18 protein-coding genes and 1 pseudogene are annotated in these 26,321 nt (G+C 65.7%); 11 read left to right on the forward strand and 8 right to left on the reverse strand.

Annotated features, from left to right (window positions below):
* Positions 1–107: 107 nt before the first annotated feature.
* The gene (locus ACW18B_RS03600) at positions 108–560 is read left to right on the forward strand and encodes an NUDIX hydrolase (RefSeq protein ID WP_492049623.1); all 453 of its coding nucleotides are present in this window, start codon (positions 108–110) and stop codon (positions 558–560) included.
* On the opposite strand, the gene ACW18B_RS03605 is transcribed toward ACW18B_RS03600, so the two are convergent.
* Positions 557–1,174, reverse strand: a complete 618-nt coding sequence (locus ACW18B_RS03605; RefSeq protein WP_492049624.1) for an alpha-ketoglutarate-dependent dioxygenase AlkB — start codon at positions 1,172–1,174, stop codon at positions 557–559. The genes ACW18B_RS03600 and ACW18B_RS03605 overlap by 4 nt on opposite strands.
* 92 nt (positions 1,175–1,266) lie before the next feature.
* Between ACW18B_RS03605 and ACW18B_RS03610 the strand changes: the two genes are divergently transcribed.
* From ACW18B_RS03610 to dnaJ, 3 genes are all read left to right on the forward strand, one after another.
* Positions 1,267–3,927: a M1 family metallopeptidase gene (locus tag ACW18B_RS03610; protein WP_492049626.1), complete on the forward strand. Its 2,661-nt coding sequence runs from the start codon at positions 1,267–1,269 to the stop codon at positions 3,925–3,927.
* Between the two features lie 379 nt (positions 3,928–4,306).
* Positions 4,307–6,202, forward strand: coding sequence for a molecular chaperone DnaK (dnaK, locus tag ACW18B_RS03615; protein WP_492049628.1), 1,896 nt, complete (start codon positions 4,307–4,309; stop codon positions 6,200–6,202).
* A gap of 162 nt (positions 6,203–6,364) precedes the next feature.
* The gene (dnaJ, locus tag ACW18B_RS03620; RefSeq protein WP_492049629.1) at positions 6,365–7,510 is read left to right on the forward strand and encodes a molecular chaperone DnaJ; all 1,146 of its coding nucleotides are present in this window, start codon (positions 6,365–6,367) and stop codon (positions 7,508–7,510) included.
* Here dnaJ and ACW18B_RS03625 read toward each other — a convergent pair.
* A complete protein-coding gene (locus ACW18B_RS03625) occupies positions 7,507–8,037 on the reverse strand; it encodes an energy transducer TonB family protein (protein ID WP_492049631.1) in 531 nt (176 codons plus the stop codon). The genes dnaJ and ACW18B_RS03625 overlap by 4 nt on opposite strands.
* A 139-nt stretch (positions 8,038–8,176) precedes the next feature.
* Here ACW18B_RS03625 and rhuM point away from each other — a divergent pair, with 139 nt between their 5' ends.
* The 4 genes from rhuM to ACW18B_RS03645 all read left to right on the forward strand — a co-directional run bounded on the left by rhuM (position 8,177) and on the right by ACW18B_RS03645 (position 16,005).
* A complete protein-coding gene (gene rhuM, locus ACW18B_RS03630; RefSeq protein WP_492049633.1) occupies positions 8,177–8,653 on the forward strand; it encodes a RhuM family protein in 477 nt (158 codons plus the stop codon).
* A 9-nt stretch (positions 8,654–8,662) separates the two neighbouring features.
* Complete coding sequence (locus ACW18B_RS03635; RefSeq protein WP_492049634.1) at positions 8,663–10,111, forward strand: ATP-binding protein; 1,449 nt, start codon at positions 8,663–8,665, stop codon at positions 10,109–10,111.
* Between the two features lie 288 nt (positions 10,112–10,399).
* Positions 10,400–13,099, forward strand: a complete 2,700-nt coding sequence (mutS, locus tag ACW18B_RS03640; RefSeq protein ID WP_492049635.1) for a DNA mismatch repair protein MutS — start codon at positions 10,400–10,402, stop codon at positions 13,097–13,099.
* An 80-nt stretch (positions 13,100–13,179) separates the two neighbouring features.
* Entirely contained in the window at positions 13,180–16,005 is a 2,826-nt protein-coding gene (locus ACW18B_RS03645) for a [protein-PII] uridylyltransferase (RefSeq protein ID WP_492049636.1), read from the forward strand.
* A gap of 63 nt (positions 16,006–16,068) precedes the next feature.
* Here the strand turns inward: ACW18B_RS03645 and ACW18B_RS03650 are convergent, their stop codons facing one another.
* The 3 genes and pseudogenes from ACW18B_RS03650 to ACW18B_RS03660 all read right to left on the reverse strand — a co-directional run.
* The gene (locus ACW18B_RS03650) at positions 16,069–16,722 is read right to left on the reverse strand and encodes a hypothetical protein (RefSeq protein WP_492049637.1); all 654 of its coding nucleotides are present in this window, start codon (positions 16,720–16,722) and stop codon (positions 16,069–16,071) included.
* A gap of 6 nt (positions 16,723–16,728) precedes the next feature.
* Entirely contained in the window at positions 16,729–17,151 is a 423-nt protein-coding gene (locus ACW18B_RS03655) for a hypothetical protein (protein ID WP_492049639.1), read from the reverse strand.
* 398 nt (positions 17,152–17,549) lie between these two features.
* Positions 17,550–17,642, reverse strand: a pseudogene (locus ACW18B_RS03660) (hypothetical protein); the annotation flags it as partial.
* A gap of 555 nt (positions 17,643–18,197) precedes the next feature.
* Here ACW18B_RS03660 and murJ point away from each other — a divergent pair.
* Both murJ and trpS read left to right on the forward strand, forming a co-directional pair.
* Positions 18,198–19,820, forward strand: coding sequence for a murein biosynthesis integral membrane protein MurJ (gene murJ / locus ACW18B_RS03665; RefSeq protein ID WP_492049640.1), 1,623 nt, complete (start codon positions 18,198–18,200; stop codon positions 19,818–19,820).
* 302 nt (positions 19,821–20,122) lie between these two features.
* Entirely contained in the window at positions 20,123–21,181 is a 1,059-nt protein-coding gene (trpS, locus tag ACW18B_RS03670; protein WP_492049642.1) for a tryptophan--tRNA ligase, read from the forward strand.
* A 126-nt stretch (positions 21,182–21,307) separates the two neighbouring features.
* On the opposite strand, the gene ACW18B_RS03675 is transcribed toward trpS, so the two are convergent.
* A complete protein-coding gene (locus ACW18B_RS03675) occupies positions 21,308–22,579 on the reverse strand; it encodes a cytochrome P450 (protein ID WP_492049643.1) in 1,272 nt (423 codons plus the stop codon).
* A 121-nt stretch (positions 22,580–22,700) separates the two neighbouring features.
* Between ACW18B_RS03675 and ACW18B_RS03680 the strand changes: the two genes are divergently transcribed.
* Positions 22,701–23,270: a NifU family protein gene (locus tag ACW18B_RS03680; RefSeq protein ID WP_492049645.1), complete on the forward strand. Its 570-nt coding sequence runs from the start codon at positions 22,701–22,703 to the stop codon at positions 23,268–23,270.
* A gap of 64 nt (positions 23,271–23,334) precedes the next feature.
* On the opposite strand, the gene ACW18B_RS03685 is transcribed toward ACW18B_RS03680, so the two are convergent.
* Positions 23,335–25,338 carry a TonB-dependent receptor plug domain-containing protein gene (locus ACW18B_RS03685; protein WP_492049646.1) on the reverse strand — a complete coding sequence of 668 codons (2,004 nt, stop codon included), beginning with the start codon at positions 25,336–25,338 and terminating at the stop codon, positions 23,335–23,337.
* A 22-nt stretch (positions 25,339–25,360) separates the two neighbouring features.
* Positions 25,361–25,891, reverse strand: a complete 531-nt coding sequence (locus ACW18B_RS03690; protein WP_492049647.1) for a hypothetical protein — start codon at positions 25,889–25,891, stop codon at positions 25,361–25,363.
* Between the last annotated feature and the right edge of the window lie 430 nt (positions 25,892–26,321).

Here is a 26,321-nt window from a genome sequence, read left to right on the forward strand (position 1 = left end):
CGACATTTTCTCAGCGTGCATAAGCCGAAACTTGTTTGGAGGACTAGACATAGCCATGCAGGCTGACGAGGGCGTCTACCTGACAAAAGTCGACTAGGAGGGGGCGGATGCGCGAACGGCCTTCATCCCGCCTGCTTGTGATCGACCCCGAGGGTCGACTGCTTCTGTTCCGGTTCGCGCACAAAACCGGGCCGTTGGCGGGACAGGCGTTCTGGGCGACGCCCGGCGGCGGTCTGGATCCCGGCGAAAGCTATGAGGACGCCGCGCGCCGGGAGCTGCTTGAAGAGACCGGTCTCGAGATTGACGATCCCGGCCCTCAGCTCGCCCGCCGTCAGGTGGAATTCAGCAACCCGGATGGCGAGAGGGTGAAGGCCGACGAACGGTTCTTCTTGGTCCGCGTAGAGGCGTTCGAGCTGTCGGTCGCGCGATGGACCGAGCTGGAGCGCGCGGTCATGGCCGAACATCGTTGGTGGTCGGCGTCGGACTTGCGATCGACCGTCGAGCAGATTTGGCCGGACGACCTGCCGGACCTCTTGGCGCGGGCGGGAGTCTGGGCCTAGCCCGCCCGCGCCCGCCGCAGCGTCACATTGATCCGCCCGCCGCCCGGAACCAGGCTGGAGGAGCCTGGGATCGTGCGGTCGACGCCGTGAAAGGCCAGGCGCGCCGGGCCCGACAGGCGGCAGACGTCGCCGGAGGTCAGGCGCAGGCTGCGGGTCGGGTCCTTGCGCGACGTCCCGCCGATCCGGAACACCGCCGTGTCGCCCAGGGAGATCGACAGCACGGGAAAGCGCGGATCGGCCTCGTCGCGATCCTGGTGCAGGCCCATGCGGGCGTCACCGCGATAGAGGTTGATCAGGCCAGAATCCGGCGGGGTCTCCGGGTCGCCCAGGGTCGTCCAGAGATCCAGCAGGGCCTGGGGTATGGAAGGCCAAGGCTGGTCCGTGCCGGGATGACGGTCGGCGTAGCGATAGCCCGAGGCGTCGCTGACCCAGCCTTGCGGGCCAAAGCTGGTCATGCCGACGCTCATCGCCTTGCCCTGGGCCGTGGCGTAGTGGGCGAAGGGCGCGACTTCAGCAGCTTGGAGCGCCGCGGCGACGAGGGCCGCCTGGGCCTCGCGATCCAGGGCCTGGGGCCAGAGATCGAAGCCCGGAAGGATGGCGATCGATGTCATCATTACGACGAATTAATGCTCCACTGACGCTAACCCGGTGTTCGGTCCCGCGATCGGGCGCTAGCACCGCACAATTATTTCACAAAGGGGCGAGCATGCGCCGACTTCTTTCTTCCGCCGCCGCCGTCGCGCTGCTGCTGGCCTCCGGCTCCGCCCTCGCTGCGCTCCCCGCTCAGGCCGCAAAGTCGCCAGGCGTCTCGGCCGCGACGGTGACCACCCAGTTGCCGCGCAACGTGCGCCCCTCGCACTATGATCTGGCCTTTACCCCCGACATCGCCAACCTCACCTTCACCGGCAAGGTCAAGATCGCCGTCGAGGTGGTCGAGCCGACCCGGACCATCACCCTGCAGGCCGCCGACCTGACCTTCGCCAAGGCCGAGATCGCCGGTCCCCACGGGGAAAAGCTCGCGGCCGCCATCAAGACCGACGCCGACGCCCAGACCGCCAGCTTCACCTTCGCCAAGCCGCTGGCCAAGGGCCAGTACGTGCTGGCCATCGACTATGCCGGCAAGATCTTCACCCAGGCCGCCGGCCTGTTCGCCCTCGACTATGAGACCGAGGCCGGCAAGAAGCGGGCGATCTACACCCAGTTCGAAAATTCCGACGCCCGCCGCTTCATCCCCTCGTGGGACGAGCCGTTCTACAAGGCCACGTTCAGCGTCGAGGCCACCGTGCCGACCGGTCAGATGGCCCTGGGCAACATGCCCATTGCGAAGACCACCGACCTGGGCAATGGCCAGTCGCGGGTGACGTTCGCGACCTCGCCCAAGATGTCGACCTATCTGCTGTTCTTCGGCCTGGGCGACTTCGATCGCGCCTCGGTCAAGTCCGCCGGCGTCGACGTCGGGGTGGTCACCAAGACCGGCGACACGCCCAAGGCCCAGTTCGCCCTCAAGTCGGCCGCCGACATCCTGCCCTGGTACAACGACTATTTCGGCACGCCCTATCCGTTGCCGGTGCTGGACAACATCGCCGCGCCCGGCCGCAGCCAGTTCTTCAGCGCCATGGAGAACTGGGGCGCGATCTTCTATTTCGAATACGCCCTGCTGCTGGATCCCAAGATCTCGACCCAGAGCGACAACCAGCGCGTCTTCACCACCGTCGCCCACGAGATGGCCCACCAGTGGTTCGGCGACCTGGTGACCATGGCCTGGTGGGATGACCTGTGGCTGAACGAGGGCTTCGCCTCGTGGATGGAAGGCCGGGCCACCGAGCATTTCCATCCCGAATGGAACACCGCCCTGGCCGCCATCGGCGGGCGGGAATACGCCATGGGCCTGGACGCCCTGTCGACCACCCACCCGGTGGTGCAGCATGTCGAGACCGTCGAGCAGGCCAGCCAGGCCTTTGACGGCATCACCTACCAGAAGGGCGAGGCGGTCATCCGCATGCTGGAGGCCTATGTCGGGGCCGACGCCTGGCGGGCGGGCGTGCGCGCCTACATGAAGAAGCATGCGCACGGCAACACGGTCAGCGACGACCTGTGGCAAGAGATCGAGGCCGCCGCCGGCAAGCCGATCACCGACATCGCCCATGACTTCACCCTGCAACCCGGCGTGCCGCTGATCACCGTCACCGACCAGACCTGCGCGGCGGGCAAGACCACCCTGACCCTGACCCAAAGCGAGTTCAGCAAGGACCTGCCGGGCAAGACCCCCCTGACCTGGCGCGTGCCGGTCACGGTCAAGACGCTGGACGGCGGCGAGGCCAAGACCCTGGTCACCGGCGGCAAGGGCGCGGTGACGGTCGACGGCTGCGGCCCGGTGATCGTTAATGCCGGCCAGGCCGGCTATTTCCGCACCCTCTATGGCCCGACCCGCTTCACCGGCGTGGTGCAGAACTTCGCCCGGCTGCCGGCCATCGACCAGTTGGGCGTGATGTCCGACGCCTGGTCGATGGGGTTGTCGGGCTATCAGCCGGCGACCGACTTCCTGGACCTGGCCAGCGCCACCCCGGCCAGCGCCGACTCCCAGGTGCTGTCGAAGATCGCCGGCGTCCTGAGCACGATCGACGGCTATTATGAGGGCATGCCCGCCGAGCGCGCGGCGTTCCGAAAGGTGGCCGTGGCGCGTCTGAACCCGATGTTCGCGGCGGTGGGCTGGACCCCGAAGGCGGGCGAGCCCGACACCACGGCCATCCTGCGCGGCAAGCTGATCGATGCGCTGGGCGGCATGGGCGACGCGGCTGTGGTCGCCGAGGCCAACCGCCGCTTCGCCGCCGACAAGACCGACCCTTCGGCCATCCCCGGCCCACTGCGCAAGACGATCCTCACCGTGGTCGCCCAGCATGCCGACGCCGCCACCTGGGACGTCTTGCGCGCCCAGGCCCAGGCCGAGAAGACGCCCCTGGTCCGCGCCCAGCTCTATTCGTTGCTGGCGTCGACCGAGGACGAGGCTCTGGCCAAACGGGCTCTGGATCTGGCCCTGACGCCGGAGCCGGGCGAGACCCTGTCCAGCACGATGATCTCGCGGGTGGCGGGCAATCACCCGGACATGGCCTTCGACTTCGCCGTGGCCCATAGGGACGCGGTCAACAGCAAGGTGGATTCCAGCTCGCGCACGCGGTTCATCCCCGGCCTGGGGGCTGCGTCGTCCAATCCCGCCACCGCCGAGAAGATCCGGGCCTATGCCGCCGCCAATCTGGCGGAGGGCTCGCGCAAGGAAGCCGACAAGGCCATCGCTTCGGTGTTGAACCGCGCCAAGATCCGCCAGGATCGCCTGCCGGCCATCACCGCCTGGGTCGCCCAGGCCCGATAGCCGCCGACAAGCCGACCCCTCCCCCGGTTTCATCAGAAAGACCGGGGGACCAGCGGCCTTGCGCCACAGGCTCTGGACTTCAAGACAGACGCGTCCCATGGCGCGGCCTTTTCCGCGGCAGTATCGTCGATTCCCCTTCTTTCCATGAGGGAATGGGCTTGCAGCGCCGTCCCCATCCCCCATATCGGCTCTGAAGGGGTTGACGGGCTCGTCAACTTCGAAGAACGCATTCTGCCCGCTCGGCATTTGCCGCTGTGGCAGGATTGGATCAACCGTTAGAGAGTTCGACCAGACGGGGACGGAGCGAGAATAACCGGGGCGCTTGCGTCTAAGGCCCTTGTCACCGCCGTCCGCCATTCAGGAGCGACAGGTTCGTATTATGAGCAAGATTATTGGTATCGACCTTGGCACCACCAATTCGTGTGTGGCCATCATGGACGGCAAGAACCCGAAGGTGATCGAGAACGCCGAGGGCGCCCGCACCACCCCGTCGGTGGTCGGCTTCCTTGAGGACGGCGAGCGCCTGGTTGGCCAGCCCGCCAAGCGTCAGGCCGTCACCAACCCCACCAACACCCTTTTCGCGATCAAGCGGCTGATCGGCCGTAACTTCGCCGACCCCGTCGTGGCCAAGGACAAGGCCATGGTCCCCTATGACATCGTCAAGGGTCCCACCGGCGACGCCTGGGTCAAGGCCCAGGGCAAGGACTACTCGCCGCAGGAAGTCTCCGCCTTCATCCTGCAAAAGATGAAGGAAGCCGCCGAAACCCATCTGGGCGAGCCGGTGACCAAGGCCGTGATCACCGTTCCGGCCTATTTCAACGACGCCCAGCGTCAGGCGACCAAGGACGCCGGCAAGATCGCCGGCCTGGAAGTCCTGCGCATCATCAACGAGCCCACCGCGGCCGCCCTGGCCTATGGCCTGGACAAGAACGACGGCAAGAAGATCGCCGTCTATGACCTCGGCGGCGGCACCTTCGACGTCTCGGTCCTGGAAATCGGCGACGGCGTCTTCGAGGTGAAGTCGACCAACGGCGACACCTTCCTGGGCGGTGAGGACTTCGACCTTCGGATCGTCGACTACCTGGCCGACGAGTTCAAGAAGGAGCAGGGCGTCGACCTGCGCAAGGACAAGCTGGCTCTGCAGCGTCTGCGCGAAGAAGCCGAAAAGGCCAAGAAGGAGCTGTCCTCGACGGCTCAGTACGAAGTCAACCTGCCCTTCATCTCGATGAACGCGTCGGGCCCGCTGCACCTGAACATCAAGCTGTCGCGCTCCAAGCTCGAAGCCCTGGTGGAAGACCTGATCGCCCGCACCATCGGTCCGTGCGAGATGGCCCTGAAGGACGCCGGCCTCAAGAAGAGCGACATCGACGAAGTGATCCTGGTCGGCGGCATGAGCCGCATGCCCAAGGTTCAGCAGGCGGTGCAGGACTTCTTCGGCCGCGAGCCGCACAAGGGTGTGAACCCTGACGAAGTCGTGGCCCTGGGCGCCGCCGTTCAGGCCGGCGTTCTGCAAGGCGACGTCAAGGACGTGCTGCTGCTGGACGTGACCCCCCTGACCCTGGGCATCGAGACCCTGGGCGGCGTGTTCACCCCGCTGATCGAACGCAACACCACCATCCCGACCAAGCGTTCGCAGACCTTCTCGACCGCTGACGACAACCAGTCGGCCGTGACGATCCGCGCCTTCCAGGGCGAGCGTCCGATGGCTGTCGACAACAAGTTCCTGGGTCAGTTCGACCTGCAGGGCATTCCGCCGGCGCCGCGCGGCATCCCGCAGATCGAGGTCACCTTCGACATCGACGCCAACGGCATCGTCAATGTCCACGCCAAGGACAAGGCGACCAACAAGGAGCACTCGATCCGCATCCAGGCCAATGGCGGCCTGAGCGACGCGGACATCGAGCGCATGGTCAAGGAAGCCGAGGCCAACAAGGCCGGCGACGAGAAGAAGAAGGCGCTGGTCGAGGCCAAGAACCAGGGCGAGGCCACCGTGCACGCCACGGAAAAGGCCATGGCTGAGCACGGCGACAAGGTCTCGGGCGACGACAAGACCGCCATCGAAACCGGCCTGACCGACCTGAAGTCGGCTCTGGAAGGCGAAGATGTCGAGCTGATCAAGACCAAGACCGACGCCCTGCGTCAGGCTTCGATGAAGCTGGGTGAGGCGATGTACGCCGCCCAGCAGGACGCCGGCGAAGGCGATGACGCCGCCGCGGACGATGGCGTCGTCGACGCCGAGTTCGAGGAAGTCGACGAAAACAAGCCGGCGAACTAAGCTCGCCATGCGCGCGCCGCGAAACGTTTCCCTATCGACCGTTTCGCGGCCGCCTTGGCTGGGTGTGCGGGCTTTTGACGCCTTGCGTCAGCCCGCCCGCCTTCCCACCTTTATCCCTATCAACGCCTCTCCCGTGGGCCTTTTGGGCGCCAGACGCTGACGATGCGCGACTACTATGAAATCCTGGGCGTGACCCGGACCTGCGACGATGCGGGCCTGAAGTCCGCATTCCGCAAGCTGGCGATGGAGCACCATCCCGACCGCAATGGCGGCTGCGAGGAGGCGGGCGGCCGCTTCAAGGAAATCAACGAGGCCTATTCGATCCTGTCGGATGCGCAGAAGCGCGCGGCCTATGACCGCTTCGGCCATGCCGGCGTCAACGGCCAGCAGGGCGGCGGCGGTTTCAGCGGCGACCCCAGCGATATTTTCAACGACGTCTTCGGCGATGTGTTCGGCGAGATGTTCGGCGGCGGGCGTCGCCCGTCCAACGGCCCCCAGCGCGGCCAGGACCTGCGTTACGATCTGGAGATCTCCCTTGAGCAGGCCTATGCCGGCGCCGAGGTCGAGATCAAGGTTCCCGCCGCCATCACCTGCGAGGTCTGCGACGGCTCGGGCGCCAAGCCCGGCACCAGCCCGACGGTCTGCGGCACGTGCGGCGGCGCCGGCCGGGTTCGCGCCACCCAGGGCTTCTTCGCGGTCGAGCGCGGCTGCCCGCGCTGCGGTGGTTCGGGCCGACTGGTGCTGGACCCCTGCCAAAACTGCAATGGCCACGGCCAGGTGCGCCGCGAGCGCATCCTGTCGGTGCGCATTCCCGCTGGCGTCGATGACGGCGCCCGCATCCGCCTGACCGGCGAGGGCGACGCGGGCGCCCGCGGCGGCCCGCGCGGCGACCTCTACATCTTCCTGTCGGTGATCCCGCACGAGCTGTTCGAGCGCGATGGCCTGGACCTTTTGTGCACCGTCCCGGTGCCGATGACCGTGGCGGCCCTGGGCGGCGACATCGAGGCCCCCTGCCTGCTGGGCGGCGAGACCTGCGACGGCGCCTGCCGTGTGACGGTCAAGGTCCCTGAAGGTTCCCAGACCGGCAAGACCGTTCGCCTCAAGGGCAAGGGCATGCCGTCCCTGCGCAGCCGCCAGCGCGGCGACCTGGTGGTGGAGCTGTTCGTCGAAACCCCGACCCACCTGTCGGCCCGCCAGAAAGAGCTGCTGAGCGAACTGGCCGAACTGTGCGGCGAGAAGCAGAACCCCAAGTCGGCCAACTTCGTCGGCAAGGCCAAGCGGTTCTGGGACGAGGTTACGGGCAGCTAGGGGGCGCGTCCGCCTCGCCCGGCCCGACCTGACGCCGCGAACACCAGCGCCAGTAGCGCGAGGGCCATGGCCGCCACGCCGGCGAGCAGGATCATGTCACCGGAATCCAGCGGCGCCAGAGCCGGTTCCGCCTGTTTTGACCGGGCGACCGTTCCGGGCTCGGCCTTGAACCGCGGTCCGCTGTCCTGCGGCATCTGGAAGACGACCGGGATCGTGACCTCGGCGGGCCTGGCGCCCTGGCCCTCGGGCGGCGGCAGCATGCGGAATTTCTGCGACAGGGCGATGGCCGCCACGCCGAAGTCCTCGCCCGTGGGGCTTTCCGAGATCACCCGGCAATCGTTCAGGCGACCGTCATAGGCGACCTTGCAGGTGATCGTCGCCTTGCCCTCGATCTCGCGGCGCTGGGCATGGGCCGGATAGGCCCATTCCATGTCGTCGCCAGAGGGTTTCTCCAGCCAGTCGGGCTTGTAGCGGCCCATCACGGCGGGCCGCTCTGGACCCGCGCCGGCCCCTGTGGATGCAGACATGCTCAACCCCCAGCCCTAGCGCGATCTGGCACGAAGTTCCGGCGGTGGGCAACGGGGTAGTTCGTCAGGCTTTTGGTCTGGCGCTCAAGTCAGGGTTGTTCTACTCTTGTTCTTGTTTGGGCAAGCGGGAACACGGGCATTGGAACAGGACGACAGCACGCCGGTGCGTCTGCTTGAGGACGCGGACACCGGTCACCGTTTCCTGATCTACGGAACAGAAGCGGGCCTCAGGGTTGAGCTTCGCCATGACGGCGACGCGCTATGGATGACCCAGGCCCAGATGGCTGGACTGTTCGGCCGCGACGTCTCGGTTATATCTCGCCATATCGCCAACATCTTGGAAGACGGCGAGCTGGCTGAAGAGAGCAATTTGCATTTTATGCAAATTGCTCGGTCGACTAAACCGGTCGCGCTCTACAGCCTCGATATGGTGATCTCGGTCGGCTACCGGGTCAGCTCCAGCCAAGCCACCCTGTTCCGCAAATGGGCCACGGGCGTCCTCGTCCAGTTTGCGACCAAGGGCAGCGCTGCCGCTGCACGGGGGCGTCATTTGTGGCGTCCTATGATAAGGCGAGATGGCCCTAGGCTGGGCTCCTGTACCCAGCGCTTCGCGTAAGAGGTCAATTTGAACCCCGCTCGCCTGTTCGCAATCGTTGAAAATCTTCGACGCCATACAGCCGAGGCTAACTGGTTCGAGTTTAAGGCGAACAACACCAATTCAGAGATGATTGGTCTTACGGTTTCTGGGCTCGCCAACGGAGCTAGGCTGGCGGACCGCGAAACAGCCTACCTGATCTGGGGCATTGAGGACGGCAGCCGCAAGGTCGTCGGCACTACCTTCAAGCCGGATGTTCAGACCGTAGGAAACCAAGGCCTACAGATTTGGTTGGCCCAAAAACTAGACCCCTGTCCAAACCTCCAATTTCAGGAGCTAATTCATCCGGACGGGCGCCTAGTTGTTCTCGAGATACCATCGGCTACCAGTAACCCTGTCGCCTACGACCGTACGGCGTATGTCCGCTTGGGTAGCGCTACACCGAAGTTGGTCAACTACAAGGAAGTTGAAGCTGCGCTTTGGGCGAAGCTAAGGCCATTCGTTTGGGAACAGGCTGGCGCGCTTCCATTTGTTACCGGTGACGATATTCTCACCACTCTCGACTACGCGGCCTACTTCGATCTTTCTAAGCAGCGGCTTCCGGACAATCGAGCTGGAATTTTCGACCGCCTGGAAGCGGACAGACTCATCCGTAGGGAAACGGAAGAGCGCTGGGACATTACCAATCTGGGTGCGATCCTCTTCGCTAAGAGACTTTCTCTCTTCAAGGGTCTGGATCGCAAAGCGGTTAGAGTGATCCAGTATGTTGGGAATGATAGAACCGAGACGCTGCGACGGTATGAGGATACCCGAGGTTATGCAGCTGGTTTCACGGCTGTAATCGACCACATCGACGGCCTGCTGCCACGCAATGAGGATATCGGGAAGGCGCTACGTCAAGAGCGCTCGCTGTACCCAGACATCGCTATTCGCGAATTAGTCGCTAACGCCCTAATTCACCAAGACCTGACTGTTACCGGCGCCGGTCCGATGATCGAACTCTTTAGTGATCGGGTTGAGATCACGAATCCAGGCAAGCCGCTGGTCGAGCCAGCCCGGTTCGTAGACATGCCGCCCAGATCTCGAAATGAGAGTCTCGCGGCCTTGATGCGCCGTATGGGAATCTGCGAGGAGCAAGGCAGTGGCGTTGATAAGGCGCTAAAATCCGTAGAACTCTTTCAACTCCCGCCGCCAGATTTTCGTGTGGACGGCGATAGCGTTCGCGTAGTGCTCTACGGGCCGCGAAGCTTCGCATCAATGACCCCGACAGAGCGGGTGCGAGCCTGCGCACAACACGCTGCGCTCCGTTGGCTCGCAGGCCAGAAAATGACAAACGCAAGCCTGCGCGATCGCTTTGGCCTTAGCAGCACCAATGCCGCAGCGGTGTCGCGAATTATCCTGGCGGCCATTGAAGCCAGCGAAATTAGGCTCGCGGATCCACACGCCCCTAAATCGGGCTACGTGCCAGCCTGGGCGTAACATTTGCTCGCGATTTGCTAAACGTCAGCGTTGTTCACATATTGTTCCGGCCGTTCCAGCCAATGGCTTGTTTTATATGTGTTTTCAAGGTTAACGAATGGTTAATGGGATTTGCTCGTGATTTGCTAGGCTTTTGCATTGGCCTAGATTTTCCGGAATTGATCGCCTCGCTGTAGCGTCAATGCCGCTGGTTCTAAAATCTAGGCGAACGAGCCCTTCCCCCTCTTCTGCCCCGACCCTAACATCACCCCTTAACGCGACGCGCGACGCTCTGTAGTTTCCCGGGCGATGAACGCCCCTGCTTCCCAGACTTTCCAGACCTTTGACGCCACCGGCGCGACGCCGGTGATGCAGCAGTTCTTCGAGATGAAGGCGCGGCAGCCCGACGCCCTGATCTTTTTCCGGATGGGCGACTTCTACGAGCTGTTCTTTGACGACGCCTACAAGGCCGCGGCCGCTTTGGGTATCTCCCAGACCTTTCGCGGCACGCATGGCGGCGAGCCGATCCCGATGGCCGGAGTCCCGCAGCACGCGGCCGAGGCCTATCTGTCCAAGCTGATCCGCCTGGGCTTCAAGGTCGCTGTCTGCGAGCAGATGGAAGACCCGGCCGAGGCCAAGAAGCGCGGCTCCAAATCCATCGTCCGCCGCGACATCGTGCGGGTGGTGACGCCCGGCACCTTGACCGAGGATGGCCTGCTGGACGCCCGGGGCGCCAATCGTCTGGCGGCGGTCGCCGTGCGCGCCGGTCAGGCGGCGGTGGCGTCGGTGGAGCTGTCGACCGGCGAGGTCGAGGTGTTTTCGGTCAGCAAGGACGGGGTCGCCGCCATCCTGGCGGCCCTGGCGCCCTCCGAGACCCTGATCGCCGACCGTCTGCTGTCGGATGACAGCCTGTCCCAGACCCTGAAGATCTGCGGCGGGCTGGTCCAGCCGATGCCCTCGGCCCTGTCCGAGCCCCAGGCGTCGGAGGCGCGGGTCAAGAGGCTGTACGGGGTCGACACCCTGGACGGCTTTGGCGGTCTGTCGCCGGCCGAGATCGGGGCCCTGGGCCTGATCGCCGCCCATCTGGAAATGACCCAGGCCGGCAAGCTGCCGGCCCTGCGCGCGCCGCGCCGGGCGGCCGACGCCGACGTCATGGCGATTGATCCCGCGACGCGCGGCAGTCTGGAGATCGACCGCACCCAGGCCGGCGACCGCAATGGCTCGCTGCTGGCGGCCATCGACCGCACCATCACCGCCGGCGGCGCCCGGATGCTGGCCTCGCGCCTGGCCCGGCCATTGCTGGACCCCGCCGCCATCGACCAGCGCCTGGACGCGGTGGACTGGTTCGTCGAGCACCGCGCCCTGCGCCAGCGCCTGCGCGAGGCCCTGAAGGGTTCCGGCGACATGGCCCGCGCCCTGTCGCGCCTGGCCCTGGGCCGGGGCGGTCCCCGCGACCTGGGCTGCCTGCGCGACACCCTGAAGGTCGGCGAGCAACTGGCCGCCCTGGCCCAGGGCTCGAGCGATCCGCTGTCGGCCCCGCCGTTCGAGCTGGAGCATGCCTTCCGGGCCCTGACGCCGTCGCTGCAGGAAGACCTGGCGCGGTTCCTGGCCGTGCTGGACCAGGGCCTGGGTCCCGACCTGCCGGCCCTGGCCCGGGACGGCGGCTTCGTGGCGGCCGGCGTCCTGCCCGATCTGGATGAGGCCCGCGCCCTGCGCGACAACAGCCGCCGGGTAATCGCCACGCTGGAATCCCAGCTGGCGCTGGACAGCGGCGTGCCGCTGAAGATCCGCCACAACGGCGTGCTGGGCTATTTCGTCGAGGCCACGGCCGGCAAGGCCGACCCGCTGTTCCAGCCGCCCCTGAACGCGACCTTCATCCACCGCCAGACCCTGGCCAACCAGGTGCGCTTCACCACCGTGGAGCTGGCCGACCTGGACGCCCGCATCGCCCAGGCCGGCGAGCGGGTTCTGGCCATGGAGATCGCCGCCTTCGAGACCTGGCGCGAGGTGGCCCGCCTGCTGGCCGACGCCATCCAGATCGCCGCCGAGGCCCTGGCCCGCGTCGATGTCGCCGCCGCCCTGGCCGAATGGGCGGAAGACAGCGGGGCCGTGCGCCCGATCGTCGACCGCTCCCTGGCCTTCGAGGCCCAGGCCGCCCGCCATCCTGTGGTCGAGGCCGCGGTCAAGCGGGCCGGCGATCCCTACACCCCCAATGACTGCCGTCTGGACGGGGCCGGCGAGGTCGCGGCGCGGCTGTCGATCGTCACCGGGCCCAACATGGCCGGTAAGTCGACCTTCCTGCGCCAGAACGCCCTGCTGGCGATCCTGGCCCAGTCGGGCTGCTTCGTGCCGGCCGCCAGTTTCCGGCTGGGCGTGGTCGATCGCCTGTTCAGCCGCGTCGGAGCCGGCGATGACCTGGCCCGGGGCCGCTCGACCTTCATGATGGAGATGGTCGAGACCGCCGCCATCCTCACCCAGGCCACGCCGCGCAGCCTGGTGATCCTGGACGAGATCGGCCGGGGCACGGCCACCTATGACGGTCTGGCCATCGCCTGGGCCTGCGCTGAGGCCCTGCACGACACCAACCGCAGCCGGGCCCTGTTCGCCACCCACTATCACGAGCTGGCCACGCTGGAAGACCGCCTGGCCCATGTCTCCAACCTCAGCCTGCGGGCCAAGGAGTGGAACGGCGACCTGGTGTTCCTGCACGAGGCCGCGCCGGGTCCGGCCGATCGCTCCTACGGCGTGCAGGTGGCCAAGCTGGCCGGCGTCCCGGGACCGGTTGTCGCCCGGGCCCGCGAGGTGCTGGACCGGCTGGAGACCCAGGCCGAATCACCCGCCCGGCTGGACGACCTGCCGCTGTTTGCGATGAGCTCGGCGGCCCAGACGCCCGTCCAGGCGGCCCCCAGCGGCGTCGACCTGGCCCTGAGTGACCTGGATGTGGACGGAATGTCGCCCCGCGAGGCGCTTGAGGCGCTTTATCGTCTTAAGGGACTGCTCAAGACCTGACCCTTATAGTGAATGCGTGATGGTCGCCAAAACCGGCCTCCACTTTTGGCTATCACGCTTGGATATACCATATCCCCATCATGTCCCGTCGCCTCCGCCCAACCCCGCTTGAACACGTCGTCGACGGACACGCCCTGCGCGCCCGGCTGTCGGCCGCCGCTCTGGACGCCCTTGGCGACGAGGCCGCCCAACGCGCCCGCGCCATCGAGATCCTCAAGCAGGCGCTGTTTCGCGGCCGGATGATCGCCAAGGAGCGGCTGGAGAACGGGGCCGGCGGCCTGGAGACCTCGCGCCTGCTCAGCGGCGTCACCGACGAGGTGATCACCGCCCTCTATGACTTCACCACCGTCCACGTGTTCCGGGCCCGCAACCCCACCGAGGGCGAGCGCCTGTGCCTGCTGGCCGTGGGCGGTTACGGCCGTCGCACCCTGGCGCCCTACAGCGACATCGATCTGCTGTTCCTGCGGCCCTACAAGACCACGCCCCACGCCGAGAGCGTGATCGAGTTCATGCTCTATGCGCTGTGGGACCTGGGCTTCAAGGTCGGCCACGCCTCGCGCACGGTCGAGGAATGCGTGCGGCTGTCGCGCGAGGACTTCACCATCCGCACCTCGATCCTGGAAGCCCGCCGCCTGACCGGCGACGAGCGCCTGGGCGAGGAGCTCAAGCGCCGGTTCCGCGACGACGTGATGAAGGGCACCGAGGCCCAGTTCGTCGCCGCCAAGCTGAAGGAGCGCGACGACCGCCAGGCCCGGGCCGGGGCCAGCCGCTACATGGTCGAGCCCAACGTCAAGGAGGGCAAGGGCGGGCTGCGCGACCTGCACACCCTGATGTGGATCGCCGAATATCTGCACCCCGTCGATCGCCCCGAGGACGTCTTCAAGCTGGCGGTGTTCGACCGCCGCGAGGCCAAGGTGTTCATCCGGGCCTTCGATTTCCTGCACGCCGTGCGGGCCCACCTGCACTTCACCACCGGCCGGCCCGAAGAGCGCCTGACCTTTGACCTGCAGCCCGAGATCGCCCGCCGCATGGGCTATGGCGACCGGGGCGACGCGCCGGCGGTCGAGCGCTTCATGCGCCGCTACTTCCTGATCGCCAAGGAGGTCGGAGCCCTGACCCGCGCCTTCTCGGCCAAGCTGGAAGCCGACAATTTCAAGAACGCCCCCAAGGGCATTTCCCGCTTCCTGCTGGGCGGCGGGCGCCCCAAGCGCAAGGCGCTGGATGTCGAGGGTTTCTTCGAGGACGGCGGCCGGCTGAATATCGACGGGCCGCAGGTGTTCGAGGCTGATCCGGTCAATCTGATCCGGCTGTTCAAGATCGCCGATGAACGGGACCTGGACCTGCATCCCGACGCCTTCACCGCCGTCACCCGCTCGCTGGGTCTGATCACCTCGCGGGTGCGCCGCGACCCGGAGGCGACCAAGGCCTTCCTGCAGCTGCTGGCGCGGGGCAAGCGCTCCTACCGCACCCTGACCCTGATGAACGACGCCGGGGTGCTGGGCCGTTTCATCCCCGAATTTGGCCGCATCGTCGCCCAGATGCAGTTCAACATGTACCACTCCTATACGGTGGACGAGCACACCCTGCGGGCCGTGGGGGTGATCGGCGACATCGCCGCCGGCCGGCTGGCCGACGACCATCCGCTGGCCGTGTCGATCATGCCGCTGATCGAGGACCGCGAGGCCCTGTTCCTGGCCATGCTGCTGCACGACACCGGCAAGGGCGGGGTGGGCGGCCAGGAAAAGGCCGGGGCCCGCTCGGCCCGCAGCGCCTGCGAGCGTCTGGGCGTCGACCGGCTGAAGGTCGAGCTGGTGGCCTGGCTGGTCGAGAACCATCTGGTGATGAGCGATTTCGCCCAGAAGCGCGACGTCTCCGACCCCGGCACCGTCGCCGCCTTCGCCCGCATCGTCGAAAATCCCGAACGCCTGCGCCTGCTGCTGGTGCTGACCGTGGCCGACATCCGGGCCGTGGGGCCCGGCGTCTGGAACGGCTGGAAGGGCCAGCTGCTGCGCGAGCTCTACAACGCCACCGAGGCGGTGTTCCGGGGCGGACGGGGCAGCGACGCCGCCGCCAGCGTCAAACGCCACCAGGAGGCCGCCGCCGAGGCCGCACGCGCCGCCCTGATCGCCGACGACCCGGCCGCCACCGGCTGGGCCGCCGCGATGGAAGACGCCTATTTCGGGGCCTTCAACACCCAGGAGCTGAGGGATCACGCCGCCCTGGCCCGCCGCGCCGCCATCCAGGGCGGGGCCGCCGCCGAGGGCCAGGTGACCCCGGGTTCCAACGCCGCCGAGATCGTGGTCGCCGCGCGCGACCGCCGTGGCCTGTTCGCCGATCTGGCCCAGGCCATCGCGGCCCTGGGCGGCAATGTCGTGGGGGCTCGCGTCTTCACCTCGCGCCAGGGCCAGGCCCTGGACGTGTTCTATGTGCAGGACGTCACCGGCGCCCCGCTGGGCTGCGAAAACCCCCGGGCCCTGCATCGCCTGGCCGAGGCCCTGGAGGCCGCCGGCAAGGGCGAGACCCTGCGTCTCGAACCGCGTCGCGGCGCCGAGCCGTCGCGCATGGCCGCCTTCTCGATCGCCCCCAGCGTCAGCCTCGACAACGACGCCTCCCATGACGCCACGGTGGTCGAGGCCTCGGGCCGCGACCGCCCCGGCCTGCTGCACGCCCTGGCCCAGACCCTGGCCGGCAACGGCCTGTCGATCCAGTCGGCCCATATCGACGGCTATGGCGAGCGCGCGGTCGACGCCTTCTATGTGCAGACGGCCGAAGGCGGGAAACTGGCCGAGACCCGCAAGATCACCGCCCTGAAGGCCGACCTGCTGGCGGCCCTGGAAGCCAACGAAGCCGGCGCGCCGAACACGCGGCCGGGGCTGAAGCGGGCGCGGGCGAGCGAGGCGCGGTAGGGGGTGGGGGGAGACTGCCTATGCCACGAGGGATGGGGTCAACTGTGTGTTACCGGCACCGAACTACAGTAATTCAATTTCGTCGAAGCCGTTACCAAGCTCTTTGACTTTGGTGGCAAATTTCACATCAACATTCTTTGTGGCGCTATCGACCAGTACACACAGAATGTGGCTATCGCCGTCTGCCAGTGGTAGGCGATGGATTGACAACAACCTCACAATTTTATTCCGCCACTCGCGGATTTCATTGAAGTCCTTCAACACCGGCGATTGCGCCTTGAGCAAGCCTTTGAGTTTACCCTTGTGCAGGATGCCGCCTGTCTTCACGTACAGGATTTTGAGGTCTGCTCGCGTTAGGAACGGCTCGGTCACGTCTGTGAAATGAAAGCTTCCGGGTTCGTTGCGAACTTGGTCGTGCGGCTTTGGGTAGAAGTCCGGGTGGAGCTTTTCAAGTTCGGTGCAAATCCTGTCGGCCGCGTACTCGTTCACAAGCTTGGTGTTGGCGGTCACGTCACCATGGGCCACGAGGCATCCAAGGGCGATCAGTTCGCAGATCAGGCGAAACTGTAGAAAGCAAACTTCGCGTACAAGCTGACCATCGAGCTCGTTTCTGCCATTGACCGCATCCTCGATCCATCCGACGCGGATCTTCAGCTCTTCCATGATCCCCGCGTAAAGGGCCATGGCATCCGTCTGTGACTTGGTCGGTAACGACATGTACGGCTAAGCTTTCCTGAAGCCCTTCACGATCCAGTACGCAGCCTTCCAAAGGCCCCAGAGCCCCATCAAGTAGAAGGCTGACATCAGCGCCAAGGGCGCTGTTCGCTTGAAAGCCTCAGCAGGGCTGAAATAGCTGGTTGAACCGTCTTCGACCACGAGGGCAAACTGACACCACGGCTTGTCGTTCTGGCCGATCTTGTACTTCGTGCGCACACTGTCCCCGGTTCTTGCCCGCAAGAGGCGCTGTGCGTCCTCCGCGTTGCGCGCTCTTACGCTATAGCACTCTCCATTTCGCATCAGGTCGAAGGGTACTTTCGAAACTTGGCCTTGCTCGCTGGCATAAGCGAAAAGGAATAGAGCGGCGGCGCCTACGTAGATGACCGTTAATGCGATGCCGATGCGTCGTATGCCTTCCGCAACGTTCATCGCATTTCCCCCAGCGCTAACTCGTTGAAATGCGTAGGCCCGCGCAGAGCCATCCCTTCATCTCTTGGAGGCAGCAGCGTGCCGGACTGTCCAGGTCAGTCAAGGCCCGGTCTGCGACCGGCCGCTCCGCGGCGGCCCGGAGGGCCGGCCTTGAGTGACCTGGACAGTCCGGCGATCGTCTCGCCGTGAGATGAAGGGAGGGCTCCCTTCGCTGAGCGAAGGTCTCTCAACAACAGCACAAACCCTTGTCATCCCGGCGCGCCGCTGCGCTACGGCCGGGATGACAAGCGTTGGTTGGCGGGAATGGGGATAAACCGCGCTCTATCCCCATCGAATCCGAACCAGACCCCAGCCAGATCAATAGCTTACAAAAAGAATGATCGTGCTTATCCCCCGCGTCAAAACCGCCCGCATAATGGTCCCACCTCGTCGCACGGGAAGGGCGCAAGGCCAGCGACCATTGCGGCGGCGGGGGGCGATCGAGCGGGAGTCGAAGGCGGCGCGGGGCGGGTTGCTCCGATGCCCTGCAAAGGGTGGAGGTCTCAGAAGGAGGCCTTCGTCGCCGGGTCACATGAAACAGTGGGCGAGGATCTTAAACTTGCCCGCCGGGGACCTTCACGCTGGAAGGCCCGACCGCCCGAAGGTTAATGCGGCGCCGGACGACTGGAGACCGGCGGCGGTCCATAAGGATGCGCCGGCCAAGGCCCAGGGACAGGGATGACCGTGCGGGGTGGAGGGCTGACAAGGCCCAAGCTGCCCGGCCTGAGGGAAAACGATCGCGCGGAGCGCACGGCTTCGTCGAAACGGTATTTTTCTAACTTCTTCCGGGCGAGGCCCGGGCGCTCCGCAGCCCTTCCCATCCCTTCAGCGAGAGATCGCGTGAGGCTGATGACACTTGCCCCCACCGGACCGCTTCGCGGTCGTCCGCCCCCGGAGGGGGCGGACGAAATCATCTTCTCCCTCCGGGGGAGGAGCGCGAAGCGCGGAGGGGGCGAGTCCGCAGCGCCCACCTTGACGCCCCCCACGGCAGGCCGCAGAAGCCAGACGTGACCGACATCGCCCCCCCGCCCGAAGCCGCCGCCGTAACGCCGCCCAAGAAGAGCGGCATGATCCGCTCGTCGATGGTCTATTCGGGCCTGACCCTGGTCAGCCGGTTCATGGGCCTGGCGCGCGACCTGGTGGTCACCGCCCGGCTGGGGGCCAGCGCCACCTTCGCGGCCGACGCCTACAACACCGCCCTGATGTTCCCCAACCTGTTCCGGCGGATCTTCGCCGAGGGCGCCTTCGCGGCGGCCTTCGTGCCGGCCTATTCCAAGGCCCTGGAAACCGACGGCGAGGTCAAGGCCGATGAACTGGCCGCCGACGCCATGGCCACCCTGGCGGCCGCCACCATCCTCATCACCGTCGTCGCCCAGCTGGCCATGCCCTGGCTGATGTACCTGATCAGCCCCGGCTTCGCGGCCGAGCCGGCCAAGTTCAAGCTGGCCGTCACCCTGACCCAGATCTCCATGCCCTATCTGCCGTGCATGGCCATCGTCGCCCACCTGTCGGGGGTGCTCAACGCCCGGGGCCGCTTCGTGCTGTCGGCCGGCGCGCCGGTGCTGCTGAACCTGATCATGCTGGTCGCCATCTGGCCGCAGAAGAGCAGCCACGACGCCGCCTTCGCCGCCTCGTGGGCGATCCTGGCGGCCGGGGTCGCCCAGGCGGCCCTGCTGACCTGGGGGGTCAACAAGTCGGGCGCCAAGGTCCATTGGCGGCTGCCGCGCCTGACGCCCGAGATCAAGACCCTGCTGGCCCTGGCCGTGCCCGGCGCCATCGCCGCCAGCGCCTCGCAGGTCAATGTGTTCGTCTCGACCGTGCTGGCCAGCCATGTGAACGGCGCCCGCTCGTGGCTGGCGACCGCCGACCGCCTGTACCAGCTGCCGCTCGGTTTGGTGGGCGTGGCGATCGGGGTGGCCCTGCTGCCGCGCCTGTCGCGGGCCGTGCAGGCCAAGGACGGCGACGAGGCCCAGGCGGCGATGGACCAGGCGGTGGTGTTCGCCATGGCCCTGACCCTGCCGGCCGCCACGGCCCTGGTGGCCATGCCCAACTTCCTGATCGACGGCCTGTTCCGCCGCGGCGAGTTCAACGCCTTTGACGTGTCATCGACCGCCGCCGTGCTGCTGTTCTACGGCCTGGCCACCCCGGCCTTCGTGCTGCTGCGGGTGCTGTCGCCAGGCTTCTTCGCCCGGGGCGACACCAAGGCGCCGATGCGCTTCGCCTTGATCTCGGTGGCGGTGAATGTCGGGCTGGGCATCGCCCTGTTCTATGCGATCGGCGTGCCCGGCATCGCCGCCGCCACGACCGTGGCCTCATGGGTCAATGTGGGCCAGATGATCTTCACCCTGCGGGCCCGCAGCCACTATTGGCCCGCCGCCAAGGCCTGGGGCAAGCTGATCCGGGTGTTGGGCGCCAGCGTTGCGCTGGGCCTGATGCTGGCCGCCGCCTCGCACTTCCGGCCGGTGATCGAGGCGCCGCTGGCGGGCTTCCACCTCGTCGGGATCGGGGCCAAGGAGATCGCGGTGCTGGGAACCTGCGGCCTGGCCGCCCTGGTCTATCCGCTGCTGCTGCTGGCCCTGGGCGGGGTGACCCTGGCCGAGGCCAAGATAGCGTTGAGGCGCAAGCGATAACACCTCCACCGCCCATCCCCGCGACAGCGGGGACCCAATCGGCGTTTCCGGGGATTATGGGTTGGCTCGGCTTGGGTCCCCGCTTTCGCGGGGATGAGCGGATTTAGGAGAGGCTGTGAGGACATCTTGCTCTAAAGCCCGCAGGGCGATATTCAGCGCCCATGGCTATGATCGGTCCTTCCGCCTCGCGATGGCGCGGCTCCAACTGACACCGACCGCCGCGCGCCCCGCCTTTGTCTGGGCTCGCGGCTCGCACCGCTGTGCGCTCGCCATTTCAAGTTTCCAGTTTCAAGGCTGAAGCCATGACCGATACTGCTCCTGCCGCCCCCGTTGGCGCCTATGCGGGTCCCGCCCGCGTGCTGTCTGGCGTGCAACCCTCCGGCGCCCTGCATCTGGGCAATTATCTGGGCGCCCTGGTGAAGTTCGCCCGCCTGCAGCACGAGATCGACACCTTCATCTTCGTGGCCGACCTGCACGCCATCACCGTGTGGCAGGAGCCCGCGGCCCTGGCCCAGCAGACCCGCGAGATCGCCGCCGCCTATCTGGCCGCCGGCCTCGACCCGGCCAAGGCGACGATCTTCCCGCAATCGGCCGTGCCCGAGCACGCCGAGCTGGCCTGGATCTTCCAGTGCGTGGCCCGCCTGGGCTGGCTGGACCGCATGACCCAGTTCAAGGAAAAGAGCGGCAAGCACAAGGAGCGCTCCAGCGTCGGCCTCTACACCTATCCGGTGCTGCAGGCCGCCGACATCCTGATCTACAAGGCCACCCAGGTGCCGGTGGGCGAGGATCAGAAGCAGCATCTGGAGCTGACCCGCGACATCGCCGCCAAGTTCAACCACGACTTCGGGATCCCCGGGGGCGCGCCGAACTTCTTCCCGCAGCCCGAGCCCCTGATCCAGGGGCCCGGCGCGCGGGTGATGAGCCTGCGCGACGGCTCCGCCAAGATGAGCAAGTCCGATCCTTCGGACTACAGCCGCATCAACCTGACCGACGACGCCGACGCCATCGCTGCGAAGGTCAAGAAGGCGCGCACCGATCCCGAGCCCCTGCCGGAGACGCTGGAAGAACTGGCGACCCGCCCCGAGGCCGACAATCTGGTCGGCATCTTCGCGGCCCTGGACGGCCGGACCAAGGCCCAGGTGCTGGCCGAATACGCCGGCAAGGGCTTTGGAACCTTCAAGCCGGCCCTGGCTGAGCTGGCGGTGGAAAAGCTGGCGCCGGTCGGCGAGCGCATGCGTTCACTGCTGGCCGATCCGGCCGAGATCGACCGCATCCTGGCGGCCGGCGCGGCGCGAGCTCGGGAGGTTGCGGCCCCGACCGTGGCCGAGGTCAGGAAGCTGGTCGGGTTCTGGGGGGCATGAGACTCGCCCCCTCCTGACCGCTGCGCGGTCGTCCTCCCCCGTAGGGGGAAGACGAAGCCGTGCTGATCCCATCTTCCCCCTACGGGGGAGGAGCGCCGCAGGCGCGGAGGGGGCAAGTGTTCGCCGCTAGATCCGCTCGGGGATCCGCACCGTCAGGGTCTCATAGCCCTTCACGAAGCTGGAATAGACCCGGCGCGGTTCGTCCAGCACCTCGATCTTCGGGAAGCGCTTGAGGATCTCTTCCCAGACGATCTTCAGCTGCATCTCGGCCAGGCGGTTGCCCACGCAGCGGTGGATGCCGAAGCCGAACGACAGGTGGCGGCGGGGGTTTTCGCGGTCGATGATGAAGCTGTCAGCATCTTCGATCACGGTGTCGTCGCGGTTGCCCGAGACGTACCACATGACGACCTTGTCGCCCTTCTTGATCGACTTGCCGCCCAGTTCGACGTCTTCCAGCGCGGTGCGGCGCATGTGGGCCAGGGGCGTCTGCCAGCGGATGATCTCCGAGACCATCGACGGGATCAGGTCGGGATTGGCCCGCAGCTTGGCTTCCTGGTCCGGGTTCTTGGACAGGGCGTAGAGGCCGCCGGTCAGGGAGTTGCGGGTGGTGTCATTGCCGCCCACGATCAGCAGGATGATGTTGCCCAGATATTCCATGGGCGGCATGTTCTTGGTCGCCTCGCCCTGGGCCAGCATCGAGATCAGGTCGCCGCCGGGCTCTTCGGCATTGACCCGCTCGTTCCAGAGATTGGTGAAATAGGCCAGGCACTCCAGCAGCTCGGCGCGGCGGGCGTCCTCGCTCTCGACGATGCCGCTTTCCGGCGAGGCCGTGGCCACGTCCGACCAGCGGGTCAGCTTGCGGCGCTCTTCCCAGGGGAAGTCGAACAGGGTGGCCAGCATCTGGGTGGTCAGTTCGATCGACACGCGGTCGACCCAGTCGAAGGGCTCGCCGATCGGCAGGCTGTCGAGGATCAGATTGACCCGCTCGCGGATGACCCCTTCCAGCTTGGCCAGGTTCTGCGGCGAGACGATCGGGCTGACGGTCTTGCGCTGGATGTCGTGCTTGGGCGGGTCCATGGCGATGAACATCGGCAGGACGAAGTCCTCGTCGAAGTCGCGGATGGTGATGCCGCCCAGATGGGCGTCGGACGAGAACACCGCGTGGTTGGTGTCGACGGCCATGATGTCGTTGTACCGGGTCACCGACCAGTAGGGGCCGGTCTCCTCATTGCCTTTGGACCAGTGAACCGGGTCTTCTTTCCGCAGGCGCTCGAAATAGGCCCACATGGCGTCGGCCTGGAACAGGACCGGATCGGCGACATGAAAGTCTTCCAGCGGCGTGGACCAGGCGGCGGCGCTGAGCGCGCCCTTGCTGAGATCGATCGAACCGTCGCTCATTGCGGACCCTCCCAAGGATCATTGTTTTCCGTATCACGCCAGAAAATGACGCCTGTGTCACCTTTCTTTATGGCCCGTCCCGCATCTTGCGCCGGCGGCTTGGGAGGTCCATTTCTCGGTCATGTTCATCCAGACCGAAACCACACCCAATCCCGAGGTGCTGAAGTTCCTGCCCGGCCGCGAGGTGCTGGGCGCGGGCGCGCGCGAGTTCAAGACGCCGGAAGAGGGCGAGTCCTCGCCGCTGGCCAAGGCGCTGTTCCAGCTGGGCGACGTGACGCGGGTGTTCTTCGGTCCCGATTTCCTGACCGTAACCAAGGACGCCGACGCGCAGTGGCCGCACCTGAAGGCGCCGATCCTGGCCGCCATCATGGACCACTTCACCAGCGGCCGGCCTCTGCTGCTGGATGCGGCCGAGAGCGGTCACGACGATGACGGCGTCTATGACGACGAAAACAGCCAGATCGTCGCCGAGATCAAGGATCTGCTGGACACCCGCATCCGCCCGGCCGTGGCCCAGGACGGCGGCGACATCGTGTTTTCAAAGTTCGAGCCGGCCACGGGCGTGGTGTGGCTGCACATGCGCGGCGCCTGCTCGGGCTGTCCGTCCTCGTCGGCGACCCTCAAGGCTGGCGTCGAGAACATGCTCAAGCACTATGTGCCCGAAGTGACCCGCGTCGAGCAGACGCTGTAGGTGCAAAAAAGAGGGCCGCGCTAGGAGGCCCTCAGGGTCTTGCGGGTTACTCAGGCGAACGTGATCACCAGCGTTTGGAGACGCTGAACAGCACCTGCCGTTCGGCCTTCAACCCGGAGACACCCTTGGTCTGGGCTTGACGTTCCTGCAGAAGATTCTGTCCGCTCAGGGCTAGGGTAATGCCCGACTTCAGGTCGTAGCCGACCCGGCCCGCCACCGTCGTATAGCCTTTTACGGGATCGAGTTTCTGGCTCGAGGTGTAGGAATTGAACTTGGAGACCGCATGGAGGTTGGTGTCCACGGTCCAGCGCTCATCAGTCCAGCCCAGCCCCAGATTGCTCCGCCATTTGGGCGAGGTTGAGCCAAAGGCCACCAGTCGGGTGACGGCATTGTAGCCGGCCGAAGGGCTATCGGTGATGTCGACATAGGTTGTGTCGGCGTTCCAGCGGAAGCCCTTGCCCAGCTTGCCCTTCCCCGAAACCTCGACGCCCTTCATCTTGGATTTGCCGACGTTCAGATAGGTGAGGGCCGGATAGGTCGTCGCGGTCGCGGGGATGTCGATCTGCAGTTTCGACACGCCGCTCTTCACGTCGTCGGTGCTTTGCGCCATCAGCTTGACCGCCACGCTGGCCCCCAGCTTGGGCAGGGCGCGCTCATAGGCGACCTCATAGCTGGTGACCATGGACGGCTGCAGTTCGGGATTGCCCAGGGTCGCGACGCCGCTCGGTGGCGCGGTGGTCGGCATCACCTGGCGTGCGCCTAGCTCGACCAGGGTCGGCGCCTGCACGCCGCGGGCTGCGATCAGGCGAACGATGTCGTTGTCGGAGACCGTGATCACCGCGCCGAGATTGACGCTGACCTTGTTGAAGGAGCGATCCCAGTCGCTGTTCTGGGTTCGCGTGACGCCGATCGGGAAGACGCCTGACCGATGAAGCTTGAGGCTGTCCAGGCGTGTAGCGGCCGTCAGGGTAACCTTTTCTGAGGTGCGCCAGTTCCACATGACGGATGGGGCCAGAACACGGTATCCGACGGTCCCGCCGGTCACGGGCGTCGTATTGACCTTGTTGTCGCGATATTCGAGCGCCATGCGCACCGTGTGCGCCGACCCGATCTTGATCAGGTCCTGGATTTTGGCCACCCAGATCGCGTTCTCGTAGTGGAGGGGCCGAGCCGTCGAATTGAGTTCGTTGCGATAGATCTGGGCCTGGATCGCGCCATAGGGGGTGTCGGAGTCCAAGGTCGCCTTGAACGCGTTGGTTTTGACCTGGTGACGAACATAGCTGTAGCTCGACAGCATTTCGGTTTGACCGGAATTGGACCAGGAGGCCTCGACCCGCAGGTCGGTGGCCGGCGCCAGGCTCGCCACGGCGTCAACCGATGCAAACACCTTCCAGGGGTCTGCTAGCAGCGAGGAGGCGACGGTCGTTCCCTTGTTGCTCCATTCGTCCTGCTGGTCCGCGCCGATCGACAGCCGAGCCTGGATGGGGCCCAGGTCCACGGTGTTGATCAGGCTGGCCGAGGCGTAGCCCAGATTGCCGGCCTGCACGGAGACGCTGTTGGTCTTGTCGAACTTGGGGTTGAAGGTGATGATATTGACCACCCCCGAGACGGCGTTGAAGCCGAACAGGGCGCTGTTCGGGCCCCGCACCAGCTCGATCTGGCGGATTTCTTCCAGCGCCACCGGCAGGGTGTGCCAGTCGGTATAGCCGAAGTGGTCCAGATAGACTTGGCGGCCATTGATCAGAACCAGCATCCGCGGCGAGCGGGCCTGATTGTAGCCGCGCACGCTGATCTCGGACGCGCCGGCGGAGAAGGGCAGGATGTCGACCCCAGCCGTCCGCGACAGGATCGTGGGAATGTCCGTCGCGCCCGAACGGCGGATATCCTCGGCCGAGATGATGGTCATATCGACAGGGGCTTCCGAGGCCCGCTGCGGCGAGCCGGTCGCCGAGGTGGTCACCGGTTCGTCAAACATCGTTTGCAGCGCGGCGTAGTCGATCGACTGGGCGTGGGCGGCGCTACCGGCGAACGCCAGGCCAGCTGCCGCCATCAGGATTGATTTTTTCATGGCATGTCCTTTGGGGGCTGACCTAGATTTCGCGGATCATCATGCGAAAGGCGGCTTTGAAGGTCGCTCCGACCGCCGCGGCGGCGGCGCGATTGACCACGATCTCGACCTTGGGGTCAGCCGACACGCTGATCGCGCAGCCACCCGATGTGGCGCAGGCCGTGTCCGAACCGATGGTGATCAGATTCTTGCCCTTGGCGGCCGCGCCGACGGCGGCGTAGGCCACCCCCGTGGTCACGTACAGAACGGTGACTCCGGACACCGACCCCACCGAACCGGCCTCGACCGGCTTGGCGGTTACGGTCAGACCACCGGCGCTATAGCCGCCGCCGATGGCCGCCATCACGGCGTTCTTTTCCGCCACCGAGCCGGGCTTTGAGGGGTCGAACACGACGCCCATGACGGCAGATCCGCTGGGCGCCTTTTCCAGGAAGGTCAGGGCGCGGACCGCAACCTGCAGGTCCTTCTGGGTGTCGGCATGGGCGATAATCGGCGCCGTTAACAGCGCCACCGCAGCGATGACTGCCCCAGGCGCATTCTGTTTTTTGATCATAGGTCTCTCCAGGCCACGTTTGTTGGCGGGGCGCGGAGATGTTCATCAGTTTGTATATCTATTAGTAGATGTCACATTGTCGCAGGGTTAATACGTCGTCAGTATTAAAAGACTGAAATATAAAACCGGACATACCTTGGGAATTACCCGGCAATACCAAAACAGTAAATCGATGAAGCTTTCTATATAAGGGAATAAGGCTGAATTGAGGCATACATTATATATATAGATATACGCCTGTCTTTAAAAAACACCAAGCGCCTCTTGGTGATATTTGGCCATACCGACCAAGGGCATTGAAAGGAATCTGCGCTACGTCGAGGGTTCAATGGCGCGCGATGATTTTGCATTGTCGCCCTGAGGTGGCGCGCGCCTTGCTTTGCCTTGGCGCGCCGCTATATCGCAACTCTTCAGGTTACGGTTTTCGAAG

Source organism: Caulobacter sp. FV2ps19, assembly GCF_058681035.1.